This is a genomic window from Vibrio diazotrophicus, from assembly GCF_038452265.1.
Lineage (GTDB): Bacteria > Pseudomonadota > Gammaproteobacteria > Enterobacterales > Vibrionaceae > Vibrio > Vibrio diazotrophicus.
The window spans coordinates 1,230,853-1,257,087 of the sequence record NZ_CP151843.1 but is presented as its reverse complement, the minus strand read 5'-3'; the positions used below and the strand labels follow the sequence as shown (position 1 = coordinate 1,257,087).

General features: G+C 44.9%; 24 protein-coding genes. 18 read left to right on the top strand and 6 right to left on the bottom strand.

The window, feature by feature from the left end:
• The first annotated feature begins 6 nt into the window (after positions 1-6).
• On the top strand, positions 7-465 hold the full coding sequence (locus AAGA51_RS21025) for a GNAT family N-acetyltransferase (protein ID WP_042479473.1): 459 nt from the start codon (positions 7-9) through the stop codon (positions 463-465).
• Between the two features lie 266 nt (positions 466-731).
• Positions 732-1,532, top strand: coding sequence for a hypothetical protein (locus tag AAGA51_RS21020; protein ID WP_042479472.1), 801 nt, complete (start codon positions 732-734; stop codon positions 1,530-1,532).
• Between the two features lie 119 nt (positions 1,533-1,651).
• On the opposite strand, the gene glgX is transcribed toward AAGA51_RS21020, so the two are convergent.
• Entirely contained in the window at positions 1,652-3,628 is a 1,977-nt protein-coding gene (glgX, locus tag AAGA51_RS21015; RefSeq protein WP_042479470.1) for a glycogen debranching protein GlgX, read from the bottom strand.
• Between the two features lie 443 nt (positions 3,629-4,071).
• Between glgX and AAGA51_RS21010 the strand changes: the two genes are divergently transcribed.
• Entirely contained in the window at positions 4,072-5,418 is a 1,347-nt protein-coding gene (locus tag AAGA51_RS21010) for a carbohydrate porin (RefSeq protein WP_042479468.1), read from the top strand.
• An 81-nt stretch (positions 5,419-5,499) separates the two neighbouring features.
• A complete protein-coding gene (locus AAGA51_RS21005) occupies positions 5,500-6,342 on the top strand; it encodes a MalM family protein (RefSeq protein WP_042479467.1) in 843 nt (280 codons plus the stop codon).
• Positions 6,343-6,417: 75 nt separating this feature from the next.
• Here the strand turns inward: AAGA51_RS21005 and AAGA51_RS21000 are convergent, their stop codons facing one another.
• Positions 6,418-8,055, bottom strand: a complete 1,638-nt coding sequence (locus AAGA51_RS21000; RefSeq protein WP_042479464.1) for a glycoside hydrolase family 13 protein — start codon at positions 8,053-8,055, stop codon at positions 6,418-6,420.
• Positions 8,056-8,253: 198 nt separating this feature from the next.
• Here AAGA51_RS21000 and AAGA51_RS20995 point away from each other — a divergent pair, with 198 nt between their 5' ends.
• Positions 8,254-9,150 carry a LysR family transcriptional regulator gene (locus AAGA51_RS20995; RefSeq protein WP_042479463.1) on the top strand — a complete coding sequence of 299 codons (897 nt, stop codon included), beginning with the start codon at positions 8,254-8,256 and terminating at the stop codon, positions 9,148-9,150.
• Positions 9,151-9,205: 55 nt separating this feature from the next.
• On the opposite strand, the gene AAGA51_RS20990 is transcribed toward AAGA51_RS20995, so the two are convergent.
• Both AAGA51_RS20990 and AAGA51_RS20985 read right to left on the bottom strand, forming a co-directional pair.
• A complete protein-coding gene (locus AAGA51_RS20990) occupies positions 9,206-10,318 on the bottom strand; it encodes a hypothetical protein (RefSeq protein ID WP_042479461.1) in 1,113 nt (370 codons plus the stop codon).
• Positions 10,319-10,722: 404 nt separating this feature from the next.
• The gene (locus AAGA51_RS20985) at positions 10,723-11,145 is read right to left on the bottom strand and encodes an Hsp20/alpha crystallin family protein (RefSeq protein WP_042479459.1); all 423 of its coding nucleotides are present in this window, start codon (positions 11,143-11,145) and stop codon (positions 10,723-10,725) included.
• Between the two features lie 275 nt (positions 11,146-11,420).
• On the opposite strand from AAGA51_RS20985, the gene AAGA51_RS20980 reads away from it, so the two are divergent.
• The 5 genes from AAGA51_RS20980 to AAGA51_RS20960 all read left to right on the top strand — a co-directional run bounded on the left by AAGA51_RS20980 (position 11,421) and on the right by AAGA51_RS20960 (position 16,495).
• Positions 11,421-11,687, top strand: coding sequence for a hypothetical protein (locus AAGA51_RS20980; protein ID WP_042479883.1), 267 nt, complete (start codon positions 11,421-11,423; stop codon positions 11,685-11,687).
• A 114-nt stretch (positions 11,688-11,801) separates the two neighbouring features.
• Complete coding sequence (locus AAGA51_RS20975) at positions 11,802-13,325, top strand: ABC transporter substrate-binding protein (protein WP_042479458.1); 1,524 nt, start codon at positions 11,802-11,804, stop codon at positions 13,323-13,325.
• A 5-nt stretch (positions 13,326-13,330) separates the two neighbouring features.
• The gene (locus tag AAGA51_RS20970; RefSeq protein ID WP_042479881.1) at positions 13,331-14,266 is read left to right on the top strand and encodes an ABC transporter permease; all 936 of its coding nucleotides are present in this window, start codon (positions 13,331-13,333) and stop codon (positions 14,264-14,266) included.
• Position 14,267: 1 nt separating this feature from the next.
• A complete protein-coding gene (locus AAGA51_RS20965; RefSeq protein ID WP_042479457.1) occupies positions 14,268-15,074 on the top strand; it encodes an ABC transporter permease in 807 nt (268 codons plus the stop codon).
• Positions 15,071-16,495: an ABC transporter ATP-binding protein gene (locus AAGA51_RS20960; RefSeq protein WP_042479455.1), complete on the top strand. Its 1,425-nt coding sequence runs from the start codon at positions 15,071-15,073 to the stop codon at positions 16,493-16,495. Before AAGA51_RS20965 ends, AAGA51_RS20960 begins: the two co-directional genes overlap by 4 nt.
• A 70-nt stretch (positions 16,496-16,565) precedes the next feature.
• Here the strand turns inward: AAGA51_RS20960 and AAGA51_RS20955 are convergent, their stop codons facing one another.
• Entirely contained in the window at positions 16,566-18,632 is a 2,067-nt protein-coding gene (locus AAGA51_RS20955) for an alpha-amylase (RefSeq protein WP_042479453.1), read from the bottom strand.
• Between the two features lie 204 nt (positions 18,633-18,836).
• On the opposite strand from AAGA51_RS20955, the gene AAGA51_RS20950 reads away from it, so the two are divergent.
• Positions 18,837-19,370, top strand: a complete 534-nt coding sequence (locus AAGA51_RS20950; protein WP_042479451.1) for a hypothetical protein — start codon at positions 18,837-18,839, stop codon at positions 19,368-19,370.
• Here AAGA51_RS20950 and AAGA51_RS20945 read toward each other — a convergent pair.
• Positions 19,354-19,767: a transcriptional regulator gene (locus AAGA51_RS20945; RefSeq protein ID WP_042479449.1), complete on the bottom strand. Its 414-nt coding sequence runs from the start codon at positions 19,765-19,767 to the stop codon at positions 19,354-19,356. The two genes, AAGA51_RS20950 and AAGA51_RS20945, sit on opposite strands and share 17 nt — an antisense overlap.
• A gap of 94 nt (positions 19,768-19,861) precedes the next feature.
• Here AAGA51_RS20945 and AAGA51_RS20940 point away from each other — a divergent pair, with 94 nt between their 5' ends.
• From AAGA51_RS20940 to AAGA51_RS20910, 7 genes are all read left to right on the top strand, one after another.
• Positions 19,862-20,770, top strand: a complete 909-nt coding sequence (locus AAGA51_RS20940) for an aldo/keto reductase (RefSeq protein WP_042479447.1) — start codon at positions 19,862-19,864, stop codon at positions 20,768-20,770.
• 431 nt (positions 20,771-21,201) lie between these two features.
• The gene (gene nifU / locus AAGA51_RS20935) at positions 21,202-22,137 is read left to right on the top strand and encodes a Fe-S cluster assembly protein NifU (protein ID WP_042479444.1); all 936 of its coding nucleotides are present in this window, start codon (positions 21,202-21,204) and stop codon (positions 22,135-22,137) included.
• The gene (gene nifS / locus AAGA51_RS20930; RefSeq protein WP_042479443.1) at positions 22,130-23,365 is read left to right on the top strand and encodes a cysteine desulfurase NifS; all 1,236 of its coding nucleotides are present in this window, start codon (positions 22,130-22,132) and stop codon (positions 23,363-23,365) included. The genes nifU and nifS overlap by 8 nt, the downstream gene beginning before the upstream one ends.
• Positions 23,366-23,438: 73 nt before the next feature.
• Complete coding sequence (gene nifV / locus AAGA51_RS20925; protein ID WP_042479441.1) at positions 23,439-24,590, top strand: homocitrate synthase; 1,152 nt, start codon at positions 23,439-23,441, stop codon at positions 24,588-24,590.
• Positions 24,591-24,600: 10 nt separating this feature from the next.
• Positions 24,601-24,894, top strand: a complete 294-nt coding sequence (locus tag AAGA51_RS20920) for a nitrogenase-stabilizing/protective protein NifW (RefSeq protein WP_042479440.1) — start codon at positions 24,601-24,603, stop codon at positions 24,892-24,894.
• An 11-nt stretch (positions 24,895-24,905) separates the two neighbouring features.
• Positions 24,906-25,367, top strand: a complete 462-nt coding sequence (locus AAGA51_RS20915) for a nitrogen fixation protein NifZ (RefSeq protein WP_255209336.1) — start codon at positions 24,906-24,908, stop codon at positions 25,365-25,367.
• Positions 25,368-25,381: 14 nt separating this feature from the next.
• Positions 25,382-26,227: a peptidylprolyl isomerase gene (locus AAGA51_RS20910; RefSeq protein ID WP_042479436.1), complete on the top strand. Its 846-nt coding sequence runs from the start codon at positions 25,382-25,384 to the stop codon at positions 26,225-26,227.
• Positions 26,228-26,235 lie beyond the last annotated feature (8 nt).

The following is a 26,235-nucleotide window of genomic DNA, read 5'->3' as shown; positions in this document are numbered from 1 at the left end:
TAAGATATGGACATCATTATCGATAGCCTAGAAGGCGGAGAAGTCATTGAACTTTTGGAAGAGCATTTAGCAGATATGTACGCCACTTCTCCACCTGAGAGTGTGCATGCTCTCGATGTTAACGCGCTCAAATCTTCCGAGATCACTTTCTTTAGCGGCTGGAGAGATGGGCAGTTAATGGGGTGTGTGGCGATAAAGCAGCTGGACGAATCACACGCTGAGTTGAAGTCGATGCGCACCTCACGTCACGCCAGAAAATCAGGGGTAGCGACTCAGCTACTGCAACATGCTTTAAACGTATCAACGGAACGTGGGTACCAACGTGTGAGTTTAGAAACTGGCTCGGAAGAGTACTTCCTTGCGGCACGAAACTTATATGAGAAGTTTGGCTTTAATTATTGCGAACCATTTGCGGACTACAAACCGGATCCGAACAGTAAGTTCATGACTGTTGAGCTAAGGTAGCCAATAAATTAGGACAGAAAGATGACACAGAAGTTGTTTTGGGCAAGGCTCAAAGCAGCCTAAGCTAATTCTCAAAGTTGACGCTTTCTACGTAATAAAAATAATTCCACCCCGATCACAAAATCACCAAAAAAGTGCGATTGGTCACATTTTTGTGCAAGACTGTTAAGTTCACATAAGTGTAAATCTATTGATATCAACAAGTTAACACTTGGCACTGCTTATGCAATTCCTTGCTATAGACAGGTATGCAGGAGATCAGTGACATGGAAATGATTGGCAATAACTTTATTCTTGGTTTGGTCGGTGAAGTTTCTACATTAGTTTCAAAAGGTTCACGTCGTAGTTTGCTAAAGCATCAGGCTTCAGTTACCAAGTTACTGGATATGATTTATATGGTGAGACAGCATCGATCTCTCACTCACCAGTTTCTTTTTAATCATCAACAAGAGGTTGTAGAGAAAATTGCGGCTCTGGATGAGGAGATGACGAAAGCAAATACCAAGCTAGCGAGTGACCGTTACGTTGGTAATTCTATCGAAAGAATCGCACTGAAAAACAAGCTGTCCCAATTAACCAGTAGCTACAAGAATCGCTCGATTTCGAACAATTTGGTGGTGCACGGTAAAGTGATTCGCCAACTGATTTTTCAGATCGATAGCCAGATCCTTATCTCTCTTGATAAAGCCGACAAGCTGGAGTTAGCAGGAGAATACAATGATCAGTGGCAAGCGGTGATGTCTGGTATTGAAGCGTTGACTCAGTATCGATTAAGCATCATGGCAATGAACATGAACTTAAAACCGGCACTACTGGCTAAACAAGCGAATGTTCTATATTCAAGACTGGTGAAAGTGAGTGACGTGTATTCGGATTACCACCCAGACTTGAATGAGTGTATGACACAGCTGGAACAATATTTGACCGAGCATAAACATACAGAAGAGTATCAGGCGAAGTTGTTTGATCTGAGTTCGGATATTTCCGCTACCTTGGTTGACGTTTATGAAGCAATCATTGAAAAAACCTTTGCTAAAGCCATTAACGGTGGTTATTCCGCTGAATGATTAGCGAGATAAAACCGGGAGAGCTATTGGCTCTCCCGGTTTGTTTACTGCGATGTCTATTTGTTCACGAGCATTTGCTCATTGCTTTGTGATCGTTCACATCAAGTGGTTTGAACGACCTAGGATTTGCATTTCTTCTTCGGTTGGAAATGAAGAATCGCCATTGAAGATGGAAGTTGCAGTATTTCTCCTTCAGCATGACCTGGCTGGATATGGCACAGGTTAGTGTCACAGATAATTTTCCAGTCCTGACCGCGATCATGAGGCAGTTTAAATCTTGCCGGAGCATTGGTTTGATTGATCAAATACAGCATTTCTTGTTCATCTTCACCGATGCCCATGTGTAGGGCAACCGCACTGACTCTGTTCCAGTCATCATGCTCCATCAATTCACCGTCGACTCGTCGCCAGAAGATACGATTGAAGTTGCGTTCGTCACCACTGAAGGCACGAATAAACGGAACCATATAGGTTTGACGAGCGGCAACCATTTGAGCGAGCCACTCTTTGAAGATGCCTTTGCGTTCGGTGTTCTCCCAGTTTATCCAACTGATTTCGTTATCCTGACAATAAGCATTGTTGTTACCCTTCTGGGTATGGGATAACACATCTGCGGTGAGAATATGCGGTATACCAAACGCAAACAGCAGGCTTGCCATGAAGTTACGCTTTTGGCGCTCACGGGTTGCCTGAATCACGAGGTTATCTGTTTCACCTTCTTCACCATAGTTATCAGAACGGTTATCACCGTGGCCATCACGGTTTTGTTCACCGTTGGCTTCATTGTGTTTGTGCTTGTATGACACCAGATCCTGAAGGGTGTAACCATCGTGGTAAGTAATGTAGTTGACGGTTAGCTTATATGGCCAGTTAGCTGCGCTGTAGAGATCTCGTGAGCCCATAAGACGCGTCGCAAATTCTTTTAGATAGCCCTGATCGCCACGCCAAAAGCTGCGGGTAATGTCGCGCAGTTTGTCGTTGGTTTCGTTCCAGCCAAAAGGGAAATTACCGACTTGGTAGCCGTTAGGACCAATATCCCAAGGTTCAGCAATCAACTTCACTTCTCGCAGGATCGGGTCTTGAGCCACAGCTTTGAAGAACGCGGCATCGCTGCTGAAATCATCACCTCGACGACCTAGCGTTGCCGCTAAATCAAAACGGAAGCCATCGACTTTGTACTCGTTTACCCAGTAACGAAGGGTATCCATCACAAGGTTTAACGAGGGCTGATAAGAGAGGTCAACGGTATTGCCACATCCAGTGAAATTGGCGTAATGAGAACCGTGTCTCAGGTAATAGTTTGGATCGAGCGCTTTGAGATTGAATACTGGACCGTCTTGTCCACCTTCTGCGGTATGGTTGTACACCACATCTAAAATCACTTGGATGCCTTGCTTATGCAGTTCTCTTATGACGGTTTTTAACTCGGTTATTGCATCTTTAACGGCGTAGCGTGGATCGGGTGCCATGAACACAAAAGGGTTGTACCCCCAATAGTTCACTTTACCCATATCCAACAAATGAGGTTCATGCATACAAGCTGCAATTGGAAGCAGTTGCAAGGTGTTGATATGTTGATCGCGATAAAACTGCAACATTGGCTCGCTGATCAAGCCTAAATAGGTTCCGCGAACGGTATCATCCACATTTGGGTGACGTTGAGTTAGCCCTTTGACGTGCGTTTCAAACAGCACCATTTCATCACGGGAAATAGCAGGCTTGTGTGAATCTTGCCAATCGAAGTCATCGCTTATGACGATACATTTCGCGAGCTCAAAGCTGTCTTCTTCAGAAAATGGAGGAGTATAAGTAAGCGGAGCATCTAACGCTTTGGCATAAGGGTCTGACACGTACAATAAACTGTTGTCGTCTTCATGAGAGATAAAACCATACCGTTGGCCTGCTTTGATGCCTGCCATGTAGGTGTGCTTTATTCCAGCATACTCTCCTTCCAAGGGGTGTGTTTCGTAACTGCCATCAGAATTGAACAAGGCAAGCACCAAATCATCGTTGGCAGGCGCATAGATAGAAAAGTTGCATCCATTTGGATCAAGTGTTGCACCTAAAGGATACGGACGAGAAGCTGTAGTAGTCATTGTAAGTTACGTTCTTATAGTTAGAGTTAAGTTACCCACTGAATTAAGTAAAAAGCTTTGGGACTCTTAGGTCAAGCGCCCTTTAATAAAATATATTCTGTAATTTCATTACAGTTTTATGAATGATTTATCGCCAAATAGTGATCTAATGCATTTTGTATTCCAATAACCTGAAAGGTTTCGATCACTACTCCCCCTAAATTGCGTGATCAACGTTTCAAAAACACCATACCTGAAAAAAACTCCTCCCTAATCATCCCCCTCAAATTAATTTAGGGTGGAGGAAGTCATCCCTATACGACTTGATTAACCTAAATAGCGTTGAAACAACTGGGGACTTGTCCCGTCTTACCTCTTTTTATTTTGGCCGGATTTCTGCCTTTTCGGCTCCAAGTAGAAAGAGAACTAAGGAACTAAAAATAAAATCCTATTTGGAGTTAAAAATGAAAAAAGTAAGTGTAATTGCTGCCGCAGTGGCCGCTACATTTGTGGGCTTACCTGCTCATAGTGCTGATTTTGACTACCACGGTTATTTCCGTGCAGGTATGGGACTTAACGCTGATGGCGGCTCACAGTTCTGTTACGGTAACGGTGGCCCAGCTGCTCACGTAGTTGGTCGACTTGGTGATGAATGTGACATGTACGGTGAATTCATCCTCAATGCAAAGAACCTTTATAATGTTGATGGTGGAAGCTTCAGTGCACACACTCTTTTAGCTTTTGGTACAGAAGAAGATCCTTCAACGCAACGTGATACTCGTGGTAGCTCGTTCCAAAACTTAGGTGATTCAACGGATCCTTGGAGTGGTCAGAGAGCTTCATTCCGCGAAGCTTGGGTTGATTACTCTATGGATAACGGCACAACCTTATGGGCTGGTAAACGCTACTACGGTCGTAAAGACGTACATATTCTAGATATGTATTACGTTAATACCTCTGGTGATGGTGTCGGTATAGAAAATATTGAAGCAGGGCCAGGTAAGTTTTCTGCAGCAGTATTCAATCGTAAATGGAAGGCTCCACTATCGGTGGTTGACGATTCAACTACAGCGGAAGACGAATCTGTTGCTTTAGAAAATGAGCAATTGTACTCATCAGCTCCAACACTAGATTTACGCTATAACGGTCTTAACATTAGTGAAAATGGTTCACTTGACTTTACGTTTATGATCTCTAAACCTCACTATACTGATGAGCAAGAGAAAGCGATCAATAACGGCACTGGAAATGTTGGTGACTACGGATTGGACGAAGTTGGTTATAGTCTGACAGTTGAACACACTCAAGGTAACTTCTTTGGTGGCTTCAACAAAGCTGTATTCCAGTACAACACTGAAGGCTTTGGTTGGGATGGTTACGGTGTTAATAGCCATATGGGTATTGGTTATAACCTCGAGCAAGGTCAAAAAGGTCGTAAATCAATGCGCTTCATCGACTGGGGTGTAATCGCTGGAGAGAAGTGGGACTTGGGTTACTCATTTGTTTACTCTCTTCTAGATGACGAAGGAGCTTCAGAGAAAGGCAAACGTATGAGTGCAGTTGTTCGCCCATCATACAAATGGTCAGAAACCATGAGTACTGTTCTTGAGCTAGGATACTATCGTGCTGATGAACATTGGGCTAGTGAAGCTCAAGACCTAAACAAAATCACAATTGCACAGCAATGGCAAGCTGGCTCAAGTTTCTGGGCTCGTCCAGCAATTCGAGTATTTGCAAGCATGTATGATGGCGATCTAGTTGTTGATAACAATGACATGATGGTTGGTGCTCAAGTTGAAGCTTGGTGGTAAGTTGACATCATAATTCAATAGTTATATCAGGTAGCTACTTTAAGCTACCTGATTTCTTTATAAATCTGAGAGTTTTAGAACATGAAATCAATTATTGCTGCTTCATTGAGCATATTCGCTCTCGTGGGTTGTAGCTCGAATGTAGAAATATCTACTCAGCCCCTAGACTCATCAAGTTATTCTGTAAAGAGTTTGGACCATGTAAATTGGCAAGAAATTTCTGTCCCTTCTCAGCTTTTATTAAACATCTCTGAGTCTTCTCAAACTTATATCTCAGACAGTTTCAAGGGTAATATTGGCGCGTTTAGTTTCGCAGTATCCCAATCGGGAGTTAGCATAGAAATAACTTCTCCTGTTAGGGATCTTAACGTATTTGCCCCAAACCTAGCCGTTTATGATCAAAACTTTAATTTGATTAGAAGCTATTCTTCTAAAGAGTTTGATTACGATAGAAATGATTTTGTTGTTGGCGAAGCATTTCATGGCGAAATTAGCTTTTTAGTACCTCTTGATGTTACTAAGCTCTACGTAATGGTATATACAACAGAGGCTGATTTAGCGGAGAAAACGGTTCTTATACATCCTGCCAAAGCAATGGCTATAGCAAAAAGAACAGATCCTCCAAGTATCCCAGATCCAGTGGCTAATCATGTTTCCTATGGTTCTGTAAAAGTTTCGGTGAAGCAGTTTTCACCTAAAAACAATATCACTGGCAATGGTCAGAATTTGGACAGAACTCCTTTTTTAGAGAGAGCGCCAAAGGCTAGTGTTGTTTCAGAAACAAGAAATTACTACCTATCATCAATTAAAAAATCGGTAGAAGCAGGAGATATCCCTAAAGCTCTAAGCCTACTCGATGAAGCTAAAGCTCTGGGTATTGAAGATGCTCAAGAAGTGTTTGTGAAAGCGGTGAACGCCAAATAATCCAATATATGGATTCGATTTGAAAACAAAGGAGCAGTGATGCTCCTTTGTCTGTTTTATCGCTACAGTTTTGTTCTATCGTTGTAGTTTGATGGCAAACGATTCAAACGGAAGCAGTGTCAGTTCACTGTTGAGGTTATTTCTTGGCGGGTAGTTACTAATCAGGTGTTCAATGCTATCTAGTCTTGCAACTTCAGATAGTGAGAGGGTTTGAGGCTCATTACTGAAGTTGTTTACCACCAGAATTCTATCGTCGTCATCTTCACGTAAATAGGCAAACACGGCTTCATGAGATTCACATACAGGCGTGAAGTGACCGTACACAATCACTGGCATGGTTTTTCGCAGCTGAATTAACGTTTGGTAGTGATAGAAAATGGAATCACTGTCTGCGAGTGCTTGTTCAACGTTGATGTCCACATAGTTAGGGTTCACTTTGAGCCAAGGCTTAACCGTGCTGAAGCCCGCATATTCTTGATCATTCCACTGCATCGGGGTGCGGGCATTGTCGCGGCTGTTTTCATGCAGCGCCGCCATCATCTCTTCATGGGATACACCCGCTTCGGTACGTACTTTATAGAAGTTCAGAGTCTCAATATCTTGGTACTCATCCAGTGAATTGAACTCTACATTGGTCATACCCAGCTCTTCACCCTGATAGATGTAAGGCGTTCCTTTTAAGAAATGCAGTGTTGTTGCCAGCATCTTGGCTGACTCGACACGATATTCACCGTCGTCGCCATATTTGGACACTGCGCGCGGTAAATCATGGTTATTCCAGAACAGTGAGTTCCAGCCTTGGTTTTCTAGCTCGACTTGCCACTTGGTTAAAACCTGTTTGAACTCGCTGAGTTTTAACGGAATCGGCTGCCATTTGTCGCCATCTTTCCAAGTAAGCGTGATGTGTTCAAACTGAAACACCATCGACAACTCATTGCGTACTGGGGCGCTGTAGAGTTTTGCAATTTCCGGTGTCGCACCCCAAGTTTCACCTACAGTGAGAAGATCTTTATCGCCAAAAGTGGCTCGATTCATTTGCTGTAATAGGGAGTGCAAACGTGGGCCATTGCCCGTGATTTTTTTGTCGATCTCTTTACCGATAAGGTCAATAACATCAAGGCGGAAACCACCAATTCCTTGTTCTATCCACCAGTTCATCATGTCGTGAACCGCTTGCTGAACTTTCGGGTTTTCCCAGTTCAGGTCTGGCTGGCGTTTAGAGAACAGATGGAAGTAATACTGCTCTGTAGTCGCGTCCCACTCCCACGCGCCACCACCAAAAATGGAACCCAAATCGTTGGGCGGTGAACCGTCAGCATTGGCATCGCGCCATATATAGAAATCACGATATGGGCTGCTTTTGGATGATTTCGCTGAAATAAACCACGGATGTTCATCTGAGGTGTGATTGACGACTAAATCCATCACCACTTTTATATTTCGTTTGTTTGCTTCATCAAGTAGGCATTTCATATCTTCCATGGTACCGAACTCAGCAGCGATAGCCTGATAGTCTGAAATGTCATAGCCGTTATCATCCATAGGTGACTGATAAACGGGCGACAGCCAGAGCACGTTCACACCCAGATTTTTAAGATAATCGAGTTTGCTGATGATGCCCGGCAGATCGCCAATACCATCGTGGTTAGAGTCGCAAAAGCTGCGAGGATAAATTTGATAGACAACGGCATCATGCCACCACTGTTTTTGCATATTACTTTCTCCCAAATTCCAACAAGACTCTAAGCAATATAGTGAGATAGAGGGGAAAAGAACAATTGATTAGATTTACTGTGATATAGAATTTAGCTATATCATGTTGAGTTGATACTGGTTTACGGTTTTAATGGTCTTCAGCTGTGAAAAATCCATTTCTCAAAGTGTGATATCAATAATTATTGGTGATTGGTTATGCATAAAAACTATCGTTATTTCCTGATGGTGGCTCATTTAGGCAGTATCAAACAGGCTGCGGAACAACTGCATATTAGTCAGCCTTCACTGACATCTGCTATGCAAAAACTAGAAAGTGATATTGGTGTTTCTTTGTTTTACCGCCGTTCAAAAGGGATGGATCTGACGGAATACGGCAAAATGCTTAAAGAGCATGTTCAGCAGCAGCAGGAACAGCATAATCAGTTATTGCATCGACTGCATGACATGCATCAGCGAGAAGCCGGTAAGTTGAAATCGGGCACGGGTGATACATGGTGGGAACTGTTTGTTCGAGATGCAGTGAGACAACACCTAGAGCAAGTGCCAAAATCCTCTATTGAACTTGAGTTTGGCAATAACCTGTCTCTCATGCACCATTTAGTGCAAGGGGAAATCGACCTGTTTGTCGGACATGAAATTCGACATTTGCATGAAAGGTGTCGGGTGCAGTTTGTCCCTTTGCTGCAAGATCGCGAAGCCGTTTATGTACGAGGTGATCATCCACTGCTTACGCGTAACGTGCAGTCAATATCAGAGGTAGATGCGAGCTATCCTCTGATTCGTGTCACGCCGGATCATGCACGGCACAGCGTAGTGCTAGCGGATCATATGAAATCGCAGATGGACATATCGTCGGATGTTGGACGCTCCACTTATAACGTGGACTCATTTTCAGCCAGCCTAGATATATTGCGCAGCAGTGATGCCATGATGCCCTACAGCAGTAAGTTGTCAGCGTGGATGATGCAGAAAGGGTTTAAGACCCTTTTCATTGATGAAAACAAGATTGGCAACGTTGGTATCTACCACAAACTAGGCTGTGACGATGAAAAGGTGTTATCCATGATAGAAAGGATTCGGCATAGAGTCTGAGACAGAAAAAGGAGCGAAATCGCTCCTTTGTTCGTTTTAGATACTGCCAGTGTTATCAGCTGAACGTTTTCACTCGTTGCCACTCCTGTTTCAAAATGACTTGAGTGATAGCGACGATTTCATCATTCAGTTTTGAAGGTGATTTCTTCGCTTCAATCGCCACCATAGTCTTGTCTAGCAAGCTTGATAGCGTTTGAGAATGTTCTTCATCTGGATTAATCAGCAAATGAATTTTCGCATACAGTTTTTCGGTGTCCTGCAAGGCTTTGTTATAGGTACAAGACCACTGATAGAGCTCTTTCATTGCAAACTGCGGATCTTTCATCTCAGTAAGAATGTCTTCAAAGCCATCTTTGATTTTGTGTAAGTCCCAGATTGCGTTAGTTGCGGAGACGAAATCTGCAATTTCAGCTCTTAACGATTGAATCCATTGCTGTCTGCTTTCTGCTACGATTTTTGCTTTTTCAAACTCAACGTCAATGGTTGGATTGATTGTCGGCATCACAGGGCGTGAAGATTCTTTGGCCAGTGCTGTGGCTTTCTTGATCGCTTTGCGATTGGTAATGAGCACAGTAATCGAGGTTAAAATGAAAACCGCGATCAGTATCCAATCAGTATTAAAAGCCATGCCAGTGTCTGAATGCACGGGCTGATTAGCTGACTCTACTGTGGTAGCAACTTGGTTGTCTTGTTTAGTGCTCACAGCATTTTGGTGGTGTGAATCTTTTAGAACCAATACTTCTGCATCCTCAACAGACGGAGTTTTTGTATCCGAACTTGTTCGGTTTTCGCTTTCTGAAACGGCAACAATCGATTCTACGGCGTTGGCCTTGGGCGCAGTGCTCTCCACTTTAGCGTCTACCTTGGTTTCTGCTTCAGGTGAAGTGGTCTTGATGTTTTTTGTTGTTACTGTTTCCTCTCGTTTCGCGTTTTTCTCAGTTGTTTGCGCTTTTGAAACTGCGTTAGGCGCTTCAATCACTGTTGTGGTTGAAACATTAGGCAATGAAGGGGCAACAGGCTCTATGGTTATCAGCTCTTCGGTTGCTGTGGCGTCAGTGGGTTGCTTTGCGCCTTCGCTTGGTTTGATTTCATTTTCTACTATGTTTGGCTCTGAGCCATCAACTGTCTGAACGGTTGTCACTAAAGTATCCGTATGCAAAGTGCTCATTGTTTTTCTTACCTCAAAATTTCTCGATGTCACCTTTGCGTGATTGGCTCTCTGTGTTCAATTGTCCCTAGTGTCAGATCAATACCAACTTCCATAATAGCGCTTAAAAGAGTCGCTTTCGTGAAGTTGCAAACGTGGTAGACATAACGTTACAAGGGAGCCATTTTGCCGAAATATTTCTCAGCTGAATGCAGCCATTTGCATTCATGTCCTATCAGAAAACGCTGAAAAGTAGGGTAATGCGGCTTTAAACGGGCTGGAGTAAATGCTGAACTGAGCTGAGCAGCGTCTCTGAGTTGGTTTTGCTAACCAGCCCGTAGAGAAGCAAATGAAGAAAAGAGGCATCTCGCCCCTTTTGGATTTTGGTTGTACACATCAATGAGCTATCAATTGGCACGATTCAACTAACTGATAGTGATGCGGTGGTCTTCCACTTGTTGCGTTTCTAGCTTAGGAACAACCACAACCAACACGCCATCCTCAAATTCTGCGTAAATGTCTTTTGGATTTACGTTTTCGCTTAAAGAAAAGCTGCGAACCATTTTTCCTTCATAGCGTTCTTTGTGGATGACTTTGTTCTGATCTGTATTTTCTTCGGTTTTGCTGGTGGAGGCTTCAATTGTTAGCGCACCATTTTTATAGGTGATGATCACATCATCTTTAGCCACTCCCGGCAAATCGGCAATGATTTCAAATGCGGTTTCTTTTTCAATTACATCTACGCGAGGTGAAAAAGCCTCCGCATCAAATCGAGTGCGAATTGATGGGAATGCATGATCAAATACGCGATAGAAATCAGACCATGAATCACGAGGAATTAAGCTCATCATAACCTCCCATTTTCTATCTTTTGCTACCTCACTAATTGTAGTTCTTGTGGCGTCAAGTGAAGGGGAAATTGAAGTTTGATTGATCAAAATCAAGCCCAATTCAAGCGTAAGAAATACGAATTCAAACCGGAATGGCATATCGGAATTTTGTCATCAAATAGCCTTTTTTCTGTAACCCATTTTTAATGTTCACTGCGTAGGTTATGCCGGTCTTAAAAATAGTGCTCATGGGTAAATTCCTGAGAACTAAGTGGTTAATTAAGCAGGAAATGATGGCAAGAGTAACTCACGATTTTGATGTGTTGATTATTGAACTACTGCAGCAGCAGGGCTTCATCAAGAAAGAAGCGGAAGCTTACTTAAAGAATGAAGTCTACCGTTTAGAGCCGGAAGAGATTCAGAAAATTAAAAACTACGCCAAGCATTTTGGTTTATCAGCCAAAGAGAAACTGATTCAGGAAATACTCGACCTACGCAGGGAAACCTTGTTTAACAAGCTATCCAAGAAGTTGGAGAGAGAACTAGAAGTTACGGATTAACGAGTTTTGTAGTTCGTTTTTCTATTTGGTTTTGAAAATTATTCTCATTAAAATTGAAACTCAAATTAATGTTATGTTATAACAAAACACTTTTGAGTCAGTAGAGTTATAATTATGAGAATTTTTACAACAGCACTGTTGGCATTAATGTTTGTTTTTCAAGCAAATGCGGACACTCCTCCTTCTAAATCAAACACAGTTACCATCAGTGCTGCGTTTGAATTTGCTAACGTTGACCCATCATCAAGTGGGTATATTTTTACTAGGATGCAGGTCATTGAGACGCTTTTTGATGTGGACAATTTGGGGAATTTGCTCCCAGGTCTGGCGTTAGAAGCGACGCCAAACAGCGAGCTAACTGAATGGACAATCACACTGCGTGACGGCGTTGGATTCCACGATGATTCACTGATGAACGCGGATACAGTGGTGAACAGTTTAAACATTGCGCTGGGAAAATATGGCTCGCTAGGCAAAGTGCCTGTGAAAAACATTGTAGCGCAAGGTGAAAACAAGGTTGTTATCGAACTATCTGAAGCATACAAAAGCCTACCTGCGGTGCTTGCCAACTATTCCAATGTGATTTTAAGCCGAGCCTCTTATGCTGAAGATGGCAAAGTGGTGAACTTGATTGGCACAGGCCCATACACGCTTTTTGAGGTTACGCCGCCGCACAAAATTACTGTTAAGAAATTTGATGGTTATTGGGGTAAGAAAGCGAGTATTGAATACGCCACTTATCTGACTGGTCATCGCGGTGAAAGTCGCGTATTACAAGCCATAAGTGGTCAGGCTGACATTGCTCTTCAGCTTCCGCCAGCCAGCATTATGCGTTTAAAAATGAATCCGCAAACCGATGTTCTGTCTTACTCTTTACCGCGTACTCTTATTTTAAAACTGAACAATGCTCATTCGTTCCTAAATTCCGTTAAAGCGCGTCAGGCGTTGAGCCTTGCCATTGATCGCAAAGGCATTGCTAGCGCTGTGCTAGGCACTCCAGATTCAGGAACCGCGCAGCTGTTGCCTCGCTCAATGAGTGACTGGTATTTAGAGTCTTTTGCAAACCCAGAATCTGATATTCAGAAAGCTAAAGCGATGCTTAAAGAACTCGGTTGGACTGAAAACAGCCAAGGCTTGTTGGAGCGAGACGGTAAAGTGTTTGAGTTGTCATTGATTACCTACGCTGACCGTCCAGAGCTGACGAATGTAGCCACAGCGCTTCAAGCACAGTGGAAAAAGTTGGGTGTAAAACTGAATGTAAGTATTACAAGTTCAAGTTCAATTCCAGCCGGTCATCAGGATGGTTCTTTAGAAGTGGCATTGATTGCGCGCAACTATGGCGTGATTGCAGACCCTCTGGTGGTATTAAGTAATGACTTCTCTGCGGAAGGTGGGGATTGGGGGGCAATGAATTGGTCAAACCAAGAGTTTAACCAATTAATTAAACAGCTTAACTACACGTTAGATGCAGACAAGTATCGTGAAAAAGCGCAGAGAGCGGCAACCATTCTTGCTACTGAACTGCCAGTGATTCCTGTTTCCGCTTACACAGAAGAAGTCTCTGTGAACAAACGTCTCAAAGGTTTCCACTTTGATCCATTTGGCCGTAATTTTTATCTTAGCGACTTGGAGTTTTGATTCTCGTGGGGCAGTTAATTTATAACCGCATTTTGCAGCTTTTGGCTGTGGTATTTGGTGTTGGCGCATTGACGTTTGTTCTGATGCGTTCACTTCCGGGGGATATGGCTTTCCGTATTGCCTCTAGCCGCTACGGTCAGGATAACGTTAGCGCGGAAGCGGCAGAATATATTCGCCAAGAGTTGAATTTGAACCAATCGGGGATCTCGTCTTTTTTCTCTTGGTTAATCGATCTTGCGCAGTTTAACTTGGGCAACTCTTTGGTCAGTGGTCAGCCAGTCAGTGATATTGTCAGCCATCAGTTAGGCCATTCCTTAATGCTTTCAGTTGCTGGACTTGCTTTGTCCGTTTTGATTGCATTCCCGCTTGGTCTCGCGAGTGTGAAATGGCAGAAATGGTTTGAGCCTGTCGCTGTTGTTTTTTCAATCGCAGTTCGTGCGCTTCCTGTGTTTGTAATTGGTTTAATTTTCATTCTGATGTTTGCGCTTTATTGGCAATGGTTACCCGTTGCTGGTTTTGACACACCTCAGCATTTGATTCTGCCTACCCTGACTCTGGCGATAGCGTTGGCTGCAACTTCAAACCGGATTGTCGCGAGCTCAACTCGTCAGGTTTTACGTGCGCCTTTTTATCAGTTTTCAATGATGAAAGGGCTATCACCTTTACGAACGTTTCAGCGTCACGGAGTTCGCAATATTTTGCTGCCTGTTGTTGCGTTTATCGGTATCCAGTTTATTACCGTGATTGAAGGGATAGTAATGATTGAATCTTTGTTCTCATGGCCGGGCGTAGGGCATGGTTTGGCTCATGCGATTTTTGCCCGCGATATTCCTGTTATTCAGGGCACGGCGCTCTGTTTAGGTGTGATGTTCGTAATGTTGAATACGGTTGTTGACCTTCTGTGCTACTGGATAGACCCGCGAATTAAGGAGGAGCAATAACATGCTAGCAGCCTTCGATAACAAAAAACTCTATAGCAACAGATCGCGCCTTTTCGGTGTGTTGCTGCTGTGTGTGTTGATCTCGATGTCGATGATTGGCTGGGTTATGAACGTCGATCCGGCAGAGCAAAACCTGTCCGCGGTTTTGATGCCGCCCGGTGCCGAATACTGGTTAGGTTCCGATCACTATGGTCGCAATATGTTTGCCCGTTTAAGTGAAGCTCTGCGTCTTTCCTTGAGTCTGGCAATCATCTGCGTGTTAAGTGCGAGTACCATTGGCTGCATATTGGGTGTGATTGCAGGTTGGTACGGCCGTTGGCTCGACAATGGGCTCAATATTATCGTCAACATACTTCTTGCTATGCCGGGTTTGGTTTTCGTGTTGTTGTTTGCAGCGTTGGTACCCGGCTCTTTTACCGCCATTTATATCGCGATTGCGCTGGTACAGTGGGTAGAGTATTTCCGTGTAAGTCGCTCGCTAACTCAGTCCCTTGCAAACAGCCCTGAAATTCAAAACGCTCTGCTGTTGGGCTTTGGCCGTGTTTATATTTTTCGCCACCATTTATGGCCGACACTACGTTCACCGGTGTTGACTATGACCGCATTCGGTGCCGCTAACGCTGTACTTTATATGGCTTCTCTTGGCTTTGTTTATGTGGGCATTCAGCCGCCAACCAGTGAACTCGGACAAATGATTGTAGAGCTTTTCCCATATTACGGTGATGCGCCGTGGTTACTGCTTCAACCTCTAACAATGCTGGCGTTAATTGTATTGGCATTCCATTTGATTGCAGGAGAGAAACGATGAGTGAATTGCTGAGAATTTCGAATCTGCATATCTCAATGGGTGAGCGCACTCTGTTGGAAAATGTGTCGTTAGCGGTGAATAAAGGTGAACCGTTGGTGATCCTTGGTCAAACAGGGTCAGGTAAAAGCTTGTTGCTTAAGTGGATCATGGCGAGTATTGATTCTGCATTATTGTGCACGGGTGAGATTGCTGTTCACGGAGAGGTGATGAATATGGCACAGCGCCGTACTCTCTGGGGTAAACAAATGGCAATGCTGTCACAAGAGCCAATGTCGACGCTTGATCCTTTGATGAAATCGGGTGAGCAAGTGGCTGAAGTGTCGAGATTTGTCTTAGGGCATTCTGCGCCACAAGCACGTCTCATGGCACAGCAAGAGCTGGAGCGTTATGGTTTAGCGCAGGCTTATCAAAAGCGTGTAGGGCAACTCTCAGGAGGTATGGCTCAACGTATGGCGATTTGTGTGTCAACTGCCGCCAACGCTTCCATCATTCTTGTAGACGAGCCAACCAAGGGTTTGGATGTCAGTCGACGTGATGATGTTGTCGACATGCTGCGTGATAAGACCAGAAACGATGGCCTGATTGTGGTAACGCATGATGTTGAAGTTGCGCAGCGTCTAGGCGGACAAATACTGGTTCTGCATTACGGAAAGGTCGTCGAGCAAGGGCAAACACAGCAAGTGCTTGCTCATCCGCAGCAGGAATACACTAAAAAGCTGATTCATTCGACACCAAAAAATTGGTCACAAAGCCGAAGCAAAGATATTGCTCAAGAGCGAATCTTGAGTGTAGAAAACTTGGCAATACAACGCGGCAAACAAAAGTTGTTTGATTCGCTGACGTTTGACGTTCAACAAGGTGAGATTGTCGGCATTGTTGGCGACAGTGGCTGTGGTAAAAGCAGTTTGGGTGATGCGATTTTAGGGCATCTTAAAGTGTCTTCGGGTGAGATTGTTCGTCAAAAAACTCAGGGTAAAGCTAAGTGGCTTAAGTTATATCAAGATCCATTTACTTCGCTTTCTCAGCATCTCACTCTAGGAAAAATGTTGGATGACTTGATTGCACTGCACAAGTTGGATGCCAGTCGCGTTGCTCCATTAATGAAAAAACTCGCTTTGCGTGAGCAGGTGCTTACTTGTAACAGTAGTCAGGTATCCGGTGGCGAGCTTCAGCGCTTCTCGATTTTACGTGCTTTGCTGATGGAGCCTGTATTCTTGTTTGCTGACGAACCGACGTCGCGTTTAGATCCTATTATTGCCAAAGAAGTGACGATGCAATTGGTACAGCTAGCACGTGAGCAAAATTGCAGCTTGCTAATCGTCAGCCATGACCCTGATTTGATTAATGCGATTGCGGATAAAGTCATCAACATTAGCGATTATGCCCCTCAAGCGGTAAGTTTGCAGGAGTGTGTTGCTTAGCTTTCATCTCTTCCAAAAAAAGGACAAGCGCAGATGTGCCCTTGTCCTTTTCTATCTTGATTGTGAGTAATTACTTACCGACAAACGCAACGATAACTTTGTCTTCTCCTAGGGTACGAGAAAATACGTAAGGGCTATCTTGTTTTGACGACGCTTGTGTTATGACTTGGTGTTTACCCGCACCAATGGCTGGGTGACGCTGCCTAAATTGCCCGACGGTTTGCCAGTGTTTCAGCAACGTTTCACGCTCGGCATCGAGTTTCCACACCATGTCTGAGCGGGTTCCTTGATGGAAATCATCAGCATAAGGGCCTAAGTCTCTTGCGACTTCATCTCCGTAATAAACCTGAACAGCTCCCGGGTTTAGCAACAGGGCGTTGGCTGCGTTACGTTGCATTTCAAACGACTTGAAACGGCTGAAAAATAGCTCGGTATCGTGTGAAGACATATAACTCACAGCGTTGAAATCCGCTTCTTGTTGCAGCGTTTTCGCGTTTGCCTGATAAACACTTTCCATCTGGCTAAAGCAGGTTGCACCTTTGTCCATTTTCTTCTGCACGTCAAAGTTGATTAGCGCATCGAAGCCGTCATCAAAATACGGGCTGCGATAAGCACCATGTCCCCACACTTCGCCCATCATCCAAAATGGTTCGCCTTGCTTGCCATGTGCTTTGCGCCACTGATTCAGATTATTGCTGGCGGCTTGTTTCAGACGTTTCCACACTTCACCTTCAACGTGTTTCACCGTATCTACACGGTAGCCATCAATTCCAAAGCGTTTCACCCAGTCGCTTTGCCATTCAATCAGATAATCAGAAACGGTGAAGTTATCTTGTGCCTTCACTCTTGTTCCGGCGTTGTCCAGCAGCCACTTAGGTGGTTTAACGAATTCAGTCGATTCAGTACGGAAATCGGGTAGGCCAGCCAGCGTCATGGTGATATCACCAGAGCCTGGTTTCGGATAACCCGGTAGTCCGGTGCGAACCCAGTCGCCTCCCCACCAGTCTTTCCAGTTGTTGCTGTTGTAATCAATGAACTGATGGAAACTGTGCCAGTTCTCTCCAGCAGAACTTGATGGAATCCAGTCCGCCCATTTTTCTGGCAGCTCTGAACCGTTTACGACCTTGATTTTATCGATTTGTAAATCAGCCAGTGTCGCGTAACCGGAGTGGTTAATAACCGCATCTAGCAGAATTTTTATGCCCCGTTTATGGGCTTCTTCAACCAGTGTTTTTAAATCTTCATCGACACCAAAGTTTTCATCGATTTTTGTGAAATCACGAGTCCAGTAGCCGTGGTAGCCATAGAATGGGAACGAGCCGCTTTCTCCACCACCGACAAATCCGTGGATTTGTTCCACAATCGGAGAGAGCCAAATAGCATCAGTACCTAGGCTTTTGATGTAGTCTAGCTTTTCAATTACGCCTTTGAGATCACCGCCATGAAAGGTGCCGATTTCATCTTTACCGTCTTTCTTTCTCCCATAACTGTTGTCGTTACTGGTATCGCCGTTGTTAAAACGGTCGACCATGACGAAATAGATATTGGCATTACGGTAGTTGAATGGCTGAGGCTTGGCTTCAACAGGCTCAAGTAAGATTAAGCCGCCGCTGTTCGCTTGTGGGGTTAATGACACGGCACCTTGTTTGACTGTCACCACTTTGCCACTGAAAGCATCTCTTAATTGCGTTCCGTTTGTGAATGTATCACCGACTTTGACAGTAACTTCGCCCCCAGAGTATTTCTCACAGGTGACATCTGGAATCGGTCGTTTGAACTCACTGTTCGCTGTTTTCTTCGCCTGACGAACAAACGTCAGCGTTTGTGCTTTGTCGTCATAGCTAAACGCGTAATCGCCAGTGAATCGAATTTTAAGCGGCAGCGTGGTCGCTCCTGCACAGTTGAGAGCTACAGGAGTATTAAATTTGATGCTTGATATTTCACCTGCCTGACAGCTTCCCTCCAAACCCGTAACTGTTAGTGTGTAGTCATCTTTGGTCAATGGAATTACTAACGGGTTTTGGCTGTCTAATGGGTAGTCACGACTGTTGGTTGTCGTGGCTATAGTCAGGTTTGGTGCCGCGAAGGCACATGGAATAATGGCACATAAGGCAAGGGTTACAGTTTTTAGTTTCATCGTCACGTCCATATGGGATCTTATAGTCCCTCTAGGTAAACAGACTTTAGGATAAATCGATTAAAGACTAAGCACATCCTTCCTCCGCCTACGCCTTAAGATCTTGAAGTGGTTCACAAAAGAGAATTTGGGGGCGTAGTTCATCGGCACTTGTAGAAAGCGATGAAAAGGCTAACACTAAGGGCAGGAAAGAGAGGTAATCGTATGTGGAAATGGTTCGTCATCATGTTTTGGAGTGGGGTAGCATTGGCTGCGCACCCAAGCTTTTTGCAGCCATTTATCAGCGGTGAGCAGCCTTGGCCCACTCAGCGAGAACTTCGCCAAACGGACACATGGTTAGAGTGCAGTGAAAATATCTTTATCACCTCTTGGTGTGGCGATGAGTTTAACTACTATACCTTGAGAGTGTGGCCGGAAGTCACGGGCGACCAAGATGGGGGTATTAAAACGCTGACTCTGCATGGTGCTTATTCGACCAACGATTGGAGTCTGCTGCAACTGAACCTGCGTAAAGATGGTTTTCAACTGCAAAGCATCCAACTTGGAGAGCAACAGTTTTCAATCCGTGACCAATTGAAGACAGAGTCGACCCGAGAGGTTGATAAGGCCTTAGTTTTATTTATTAATCGCAATGCGCACTCTTTTCCTAAAATACTTCACTGGCAGAAAGACAACGTTATGGCAAAGCTTGTCACGGACGGAAAAAGCGCTGAAGTTCAGTTTACTCGTTCGGAGTAATCGCTGAAGGTTGGCGCTGAAGAAAGTTCGCCATTGAGGTTTCGTCTAAATACCCGTCGGCTTTCTTATGTGCCCGCAAATACTGATATCCCGCAATTATCTGTCGCTGCTGATGTTGTTTATCCTGACTCAAGGTTTCGCCGGTGACGAACTTGTGTGCAAGGCAATAGGCTTCCATATCCACCACTTCTGCTTTGCGATACAGGTAGCCACAACCGGTTGCTAACCATTCCAGCGAACAGTTGGCGCGAATGGCAATTTGATTTGCCTTTGCTAAGCTAGGTTCACTGCCTTTTAGGTATTTTCTTATCAGGCCTTCAGACAGATCAACGCGTCGTGCAAACCCGCTGATGCTTTCTTCGCCAATCAATTCTTGTAAACGTGTAGAAAAAGTCACAACTTCGTACTCCAGTTCGAACTTCTATAGTTTATCGGTTGAGGAGAGGAATAAACAAGCTTAGGATGAGCCCGTCGGATTAAGGAGTAATATTATGGTTGCAAAAGTGACAATCGCCCCGCAAGGACCAGACTTTTCAGAACTGGTTCAAGGGTATTGGCGAATGGCAGATTGGGGAATGACTCCTCAAGAGCGCCTGACGTTTATCAAGCAGCACCTAGAGTTAGGTATCACGACTGTTGATCACGCAGACGTTTATGGTAACTACGAATGTGAAGCCTTGTTTGGTGAAGCATTAGCGTTAGAACCATCTCTTCGTGAGCAAATGCAGATCATTACTAAGTGTGATATCAAACTGCGCAGCGACAAGCACCCAGAACGCAAAATTAATCACTATGACACCAGTTCTGCACATATCTACCAATCGGTGAATAACTCACTTGAGCGTTTAGGTGTCAACGAGATTGATGTTTTGTTGATCCACCGTTTAGATGTTTTGCTTGACGCGGATGAAGTGGCAGAAGCGTTTGCTGAGCTGCACAAAGTCGGTAAGGTGAAACACTTCGGCGTTTCAAACTTCACACCGTCTCAGTTTTCACTGCTTCAATCTCGTTTGGGTAAACCACTGGTTACCAATCAGGTAGAGATTAACCCGCTTAACTTTAATGTTGCCGATGACGGTACATTAGACCAGCTACAAATGCTGCGTACCCGCCCTATGGCATGGTCATGTCTAGGCGGTGGTGAAATCTTTAAAGGTCAGTCAGAGCAAGCTGTTCGTGTACGTAACGTGTTAGAAGAACTGCGTGAAGAGATTGGTGCTGAAAGCATCGACCAAGTGATCTACGCTTGGGTTCGTCGCCTTCCTTCTAAGCCACTTGCAATTGTTGGCTCAGGTAAGATTGAACGTGTTCAATCGGCAGTAGCTGCACTGGACTTAGAACTGACTCGCGAGCAATGGTACCGAGTTTGGGTGGCTTCTAAAGGTCATGGTGTGCCATAGAAAGTACTTAAATCAGTATTTTTGAATCGAAACAGCTCCCTGTCATGAATGTGGCAGGGAGTTTTTTTATAACTTACCTCTGAGTCATACTGCTCCTGTCTCTTCACTCTTGCTGGATTTATCCCTCTTAAATTAGCCAGCTAGCTCACTCATTTGTCTGATTCGTCTTTTGTCGCTTTTTGTCTGTGTTGTTTGTTCGGAAGCTGACAAACGAAGCGACAAATTGTCGTTTTATCTCTGGTCGTTTTGTGACCTCCTTCAAATTCATATAGTAAATCAACCTGTTAGCGAGGGCTGTGGTCTGGATTAGTAATTGCACTGGATTAGCCAATGAAGACGTTATGAAAAAGTTGATGTTGTAACAATACGGTTTCAGTCAAGCACCAAACCAACGCAATGGAAGCGGGTGTCGGAAAAACGAAGGAGCGGTTATGTGGGATTATTCAGAGAAAGTTAAAGAGCACTTCTTTAACCCAAGAAATGCCAAATTGGTTTCAGAGGCAAATGCACGAGGTGACGTGGGTTCGCTGAGCTGTGGTGACGCTCTAAGTTTGACTCTCAAAGTCGACCCAGAAACAGACATTATTCAGGATGCAGGTTTTCAAACTTTTGGTTGTGGTAGTGCAATCGCCTCTTCTTCTGCATTAACTGAAATGGTCATCGGTAAATCCATTGATGAAGCGTTAGCTATCACTAACAAAGACATTGCCGACTTTCTTGATGGCTTACCGCCAGAAAAAATGCACTGTTCGGTTATGGGGATGGAAGCATTGCATGCAGCAGTCGCGAACTATCGCGGAGAAACACTGGAAGATGATCACGAAGAAGGTGAGCTGATTTGTAAGTGTTTCGCAATTGACGACCTGATGATTAAACGCGTGGTTGCCGCCAATAATCTCACCACTCTAGAGGAAGTCGTCAATTACACCAAAGCGGGCGGCGCTTGCACCTCTTGCCACGAAAAGATCGAATGGGTGCTGGAAGAATGCTTGGCAGAAAGAGCTACAGCCCCTGCCTTATCTAAAAAATCTAGCGTGAAACCAGCCATAAAACCGGTTGAAGCGAGTAAAGACTCTGGAGTTGATGCATCTGTAAGTCCTGAGATCATTGCGCTGATTGAGAAAATTATCGAAGAAGTTCGCCCTGCGGTACAAGCCGATGGCGGGGATATCAGCTTAGTCGATGTGGAAGATTATGTTGTGTTTGTTTCACTCACTGGTGCGTGTACCGGATGTGGTTTATCAGGTCTGACATTGGCAAATGTGGAACATAAGATCAGTCGAGCTTTGGGAGAGTCTTACACCGTATTTCCGGTACAAGAAGACCCACAAATGACCGCAAAGAAAGAGGGAACTTACAATGTCTAGTATCCAACCGAAGATCTATTTAGATAACTTTATTTACCTAGATAACAACGCAACCACTCGCATTGACCCTCGAGTCTTGGACGTCATGATTCCTTATCTTGATGAATATTATGGCAACCCTTCATCCATTCATCGCTTAGGCGCTCGCGTGGGTCAGGCTCTGGAAATTGCCAGAGAGCAGGTTCAGCAGCTTCTTGGCGCGCAGCACTCAAGCGAAGTGATATTTACCTCTTGTGCGACTGAAGCGACCACAACGGCTATCTTGTCTGCATTGGAAGCCAACCCCGAACGCAGAGAAATCGTGACTTCTGTGGTTGAACATCCCGCTACTTTACAGCTTTGTCAAAACCTTGAACGTAAAGGCTACAAGGTGCATTGGATTGGCGTCGACGGTAAAGGCAATATCGATTTGGAAGCGTATGCCCAAGCATTAAGTGAAAACGTCGCGATTGTTTCGATGATGTGGGCAAACAATGAAACTGGCACTCTGTTTCCTGTGGAATCGATGGCAATGATGGCAAAAACTGTCGGTGCACAAATGCATGTTGACGCTGTACAGGTGGCAGGTAAACGCATGATCAACGTGCATGACACCGAAATTGATATGCTGTCGATTTCTGGTCACAAGTTCCATGCTCCAAAAGGGATTGGCGCTTTGTACTTGCGTCGTGGTACGCGTTTCCGTCCATTACTGCGCGGCGGTCATCAGGAAAGAGGTCGCAGAGCGGGCACTGAAAATGCAGCCTCTGCAATAGCGATGGGTAAAGCTGCGGAGCTGGCTTATAAAGCCATCGATACCGAGCTTCATCGTATCAAACTGCTGCGTGATCGCTTAGAGCAGGGTTTGCTTGCTCGCATTCCGAATACGTTTGTCACGGGTAATCCTAAACAACGTGTCGCCAATACCACCAATATTGCGGTCGAGTTTATCGAAGGTGAAGCCCTTTTATTAATGATGAACCAAGTGGGTATTGCGGCGTCGTCTGGTTCAGCTTGTACATCCGGTTCATTAGAACCTTCACACGTGATGAAAGCGATGAAGATTCCATTTACTGCGGCACATGGCACTTTGCGCTTCTCTCTGTCTCGTTTTACCAAAGATGACGACATCGATTATGTGCTTGAGCAACTGCCACCGATTGTGCATCGCTTACGCCAAATGTCTCCTTATTGGGATAACGCTGCCAATGCGGGTAACGTTGAAGAGTTTGCTCCAACGTATGCCTGATAAAGGTGTGCTGTGATTAGGGAAGGATTCCCTGTAGTGAGTAAATATCAGTGAGCAAAGGGATGGTACATGTATGGTTACAGGGATAGCAGAACCCATTCATAGGTCAGTCATTATTAATGACACCACGCTTCGGGATGGTGAGCAGGGACCTGGTGTGGCGTTCACCATAGAAGAGAAAATGCATATTGCGATGCTGCTTGAAATGGCGGGTGTGCCTGAATTGGAAGTGGGCATTCCCGCAATGGGAGCGGAAGAACAATACGTCATCAGTTCAGTGTGCCACTCCCTTAGTAGTGCGCGAACTATGGGCTGGTGTCGGATGCTGGAGCACGATGTTCATTGCGCTTCTGGTCTTGGATTAAATTGGGTAGATCTCTCTATTCCAGTCTCAAGTCAGCAGATCCGCAGCAAACTCAATCTGACGCCTAAAGCGTTGTTCGAACGCTGTGAAAGAGTGATTAGCCAAGCGTTAAATGCAGGTTTGAAGGTTTGCGTGGGAATGGAGGATGCTTCGCGTGCAGACGCCGATATGCTCTATCGGGTTGCAGAAGTGGCGGAAAAATGCGGAGCAGGAAGAATCCGCTTTGCAGATACTAACGGAATCCTCGACCCATTTTCGACTTACCACGTTATCAGTCAGTTACATGCCCATACGGAGCTTGAGATTGAAATGCATGCGCACAACGATCTTGGGTTAGCGACGGCGAACTCCTTAGCTGCCATTCGAGCTGGTGCTGCGTCAGTGAATACTACGGTGAATGGATTAGGTGAACGTGCCGGAAACGCTGCATTGGAGGAGATCTCCGTTGCGCTTACCGTGTTGCAGCAGACACCGAGCAACATTGATTTGCGCCAGCTACCGACCATTTGCAATTACGTATATCTGGCTTCTGGGCGACCTCAAACAGCACAAAAAGCGATCACAGGCGATGTGGTGTTCACCCATGAGTCGGGAATTCACGTTGATGGCTTGCTGAAAGACATCAATAACTATCAGGGTTTCTCGCCTTCATTAGTGGGGCGCGAACATCACTTTGTTTTGGGCAAGCATTCCGGTGTCAGTGCCATTATGCGTATCTATCGCGATATGGGGATAGTGCTCACTGAATCGCAGTGTGAGCAGATAAAGCATCAGCTTCGTGTTTGGTCTGAGCGACGTAAAAGCGTTCCGACCACTGACGATCTGCTCGAGTTTGCCATCCATCACCAGCAAATCGCGTAGGGCTACAGGTATGTATTTAGAGTTAGAGAATGATTTCACCGAGCAACTGGCGTTGTTGGAAACCGCAGAAGATTTTCTCGACTACTTCGCTGTGGATTACGACCCTGAGCTGGTGGAGAAAAAACATATACCACTGCTGCGCTTGTTTCAGAAGCTATTGGCTTGCAAACCAAACGCTGATTACGCCACTTATCAAAAGTCGCTTCGCTTGGCATATAAGCAAATCAGCCTAGGGCATGAGCCTATGATCTCGGCCGGTGGTTGCGCGATCTGTGCCTCCGATTGCAGTGAATCTGGTGAATAGGAGTGAACGAAATGGACATGGATTACGGCTCCGACACCGTGCGTTTTGCACCAGGAAGCGAAGTCAGAATTGTGCGTAATATCCGTAATGACGGCAGCTTTCAGGACTTTGCTAAAGGGGATTTGTTAGTTGAAGCCGGAAGCGTCGGTATTGTTCGAAGTTACGGATATTTCTTGCAAACACAGGTGATCTATCAGGTATTTATTCCCACGCAAAATCGGGTGATCGGAGTACGAGATAGCGAAGTGATCGATGCTGAATTGGCTTGGGTTCCATGTCTTTTTCGCTCATTAGACAAAGCCAAACTGAACTGTAGCTTACGTATGTTTGGTGAACCATTAGCCAATAAGGGCGATGTGATTGAGGTTCACCGCGTCTATCGAGACTTAGAAGATGGCACAGTGAGTTTCGAAGTTAAATTTGGTGCGCACTTAGTCAAACTCGATTCAACCCGACTGGAGCCTGTCGCTTAATTAGGGAGGAAAGCATGGAAGCTTATCAACGCAATTATTTAACCGCTAAAATCGCCACCGATATGTACAAACTTAACCCTGAATGGCTTTCAAGTATGCAAAGGGTCAAAGTGGATGAGCAAGTTGAACGTCTGTTTCGGGTACAAAAAGCGATACTCGGTAGCAGTGAAGCCAATCTTGTTTCAGTATCCGCATTCGAAATTGAAGCGGCTTTTGACAAGCTCGTTGAAGGCTATCAATCCCACAGTGAGTTCAAAGCTGCAATGCAGGGGCAGCATTTGACAGAAGGTCAGCTAAAGCAGGTTTTAAGTGAAGAACTGAAATGCGAAAAAGTGATGGATCTAGTCTCACAAGATATCCCTGAGCTTGATCAAGCCACGGCGATGGAATACTTCAACACTCACCTACAGGAGTTTTCTCGCAGTAATGTTTGGGAAATGAGCCAAATCCTTATCACGGTTAACGACGAGTTTTCAGAAAATCATCGCGATGAAGCTTGGCGTCGTATTCACGATGTGAAAAAGCTGTGTGATTTCACAGCGTTCGGCACTTTGGCTATGAAATATTCTGAATGTCCCAGTGCCATGTCTAACGGCTATTTAGGGTGGTGCGAAGAAACCAAACTCTACCCGCAAATCGCAGCCTGTCTTTTTGATCTCAAACACGGTGAAGTGAGCGAAGTGATTGAAACTGATCTGGGTTTTCACTTAGTGCGAGTACATCAATACAAGGGTGCGCGCACTGCAACATTTGAAGAAGCTTATCCGTTTTTGCAAAGAAAGCATGAGCAACGTGCGCGCGCATTTTTGCAAAAGCAGTGGATTAGCCAGCTATTGCACTCTGCGTCATTGTGTCGTTGAACCCGTGT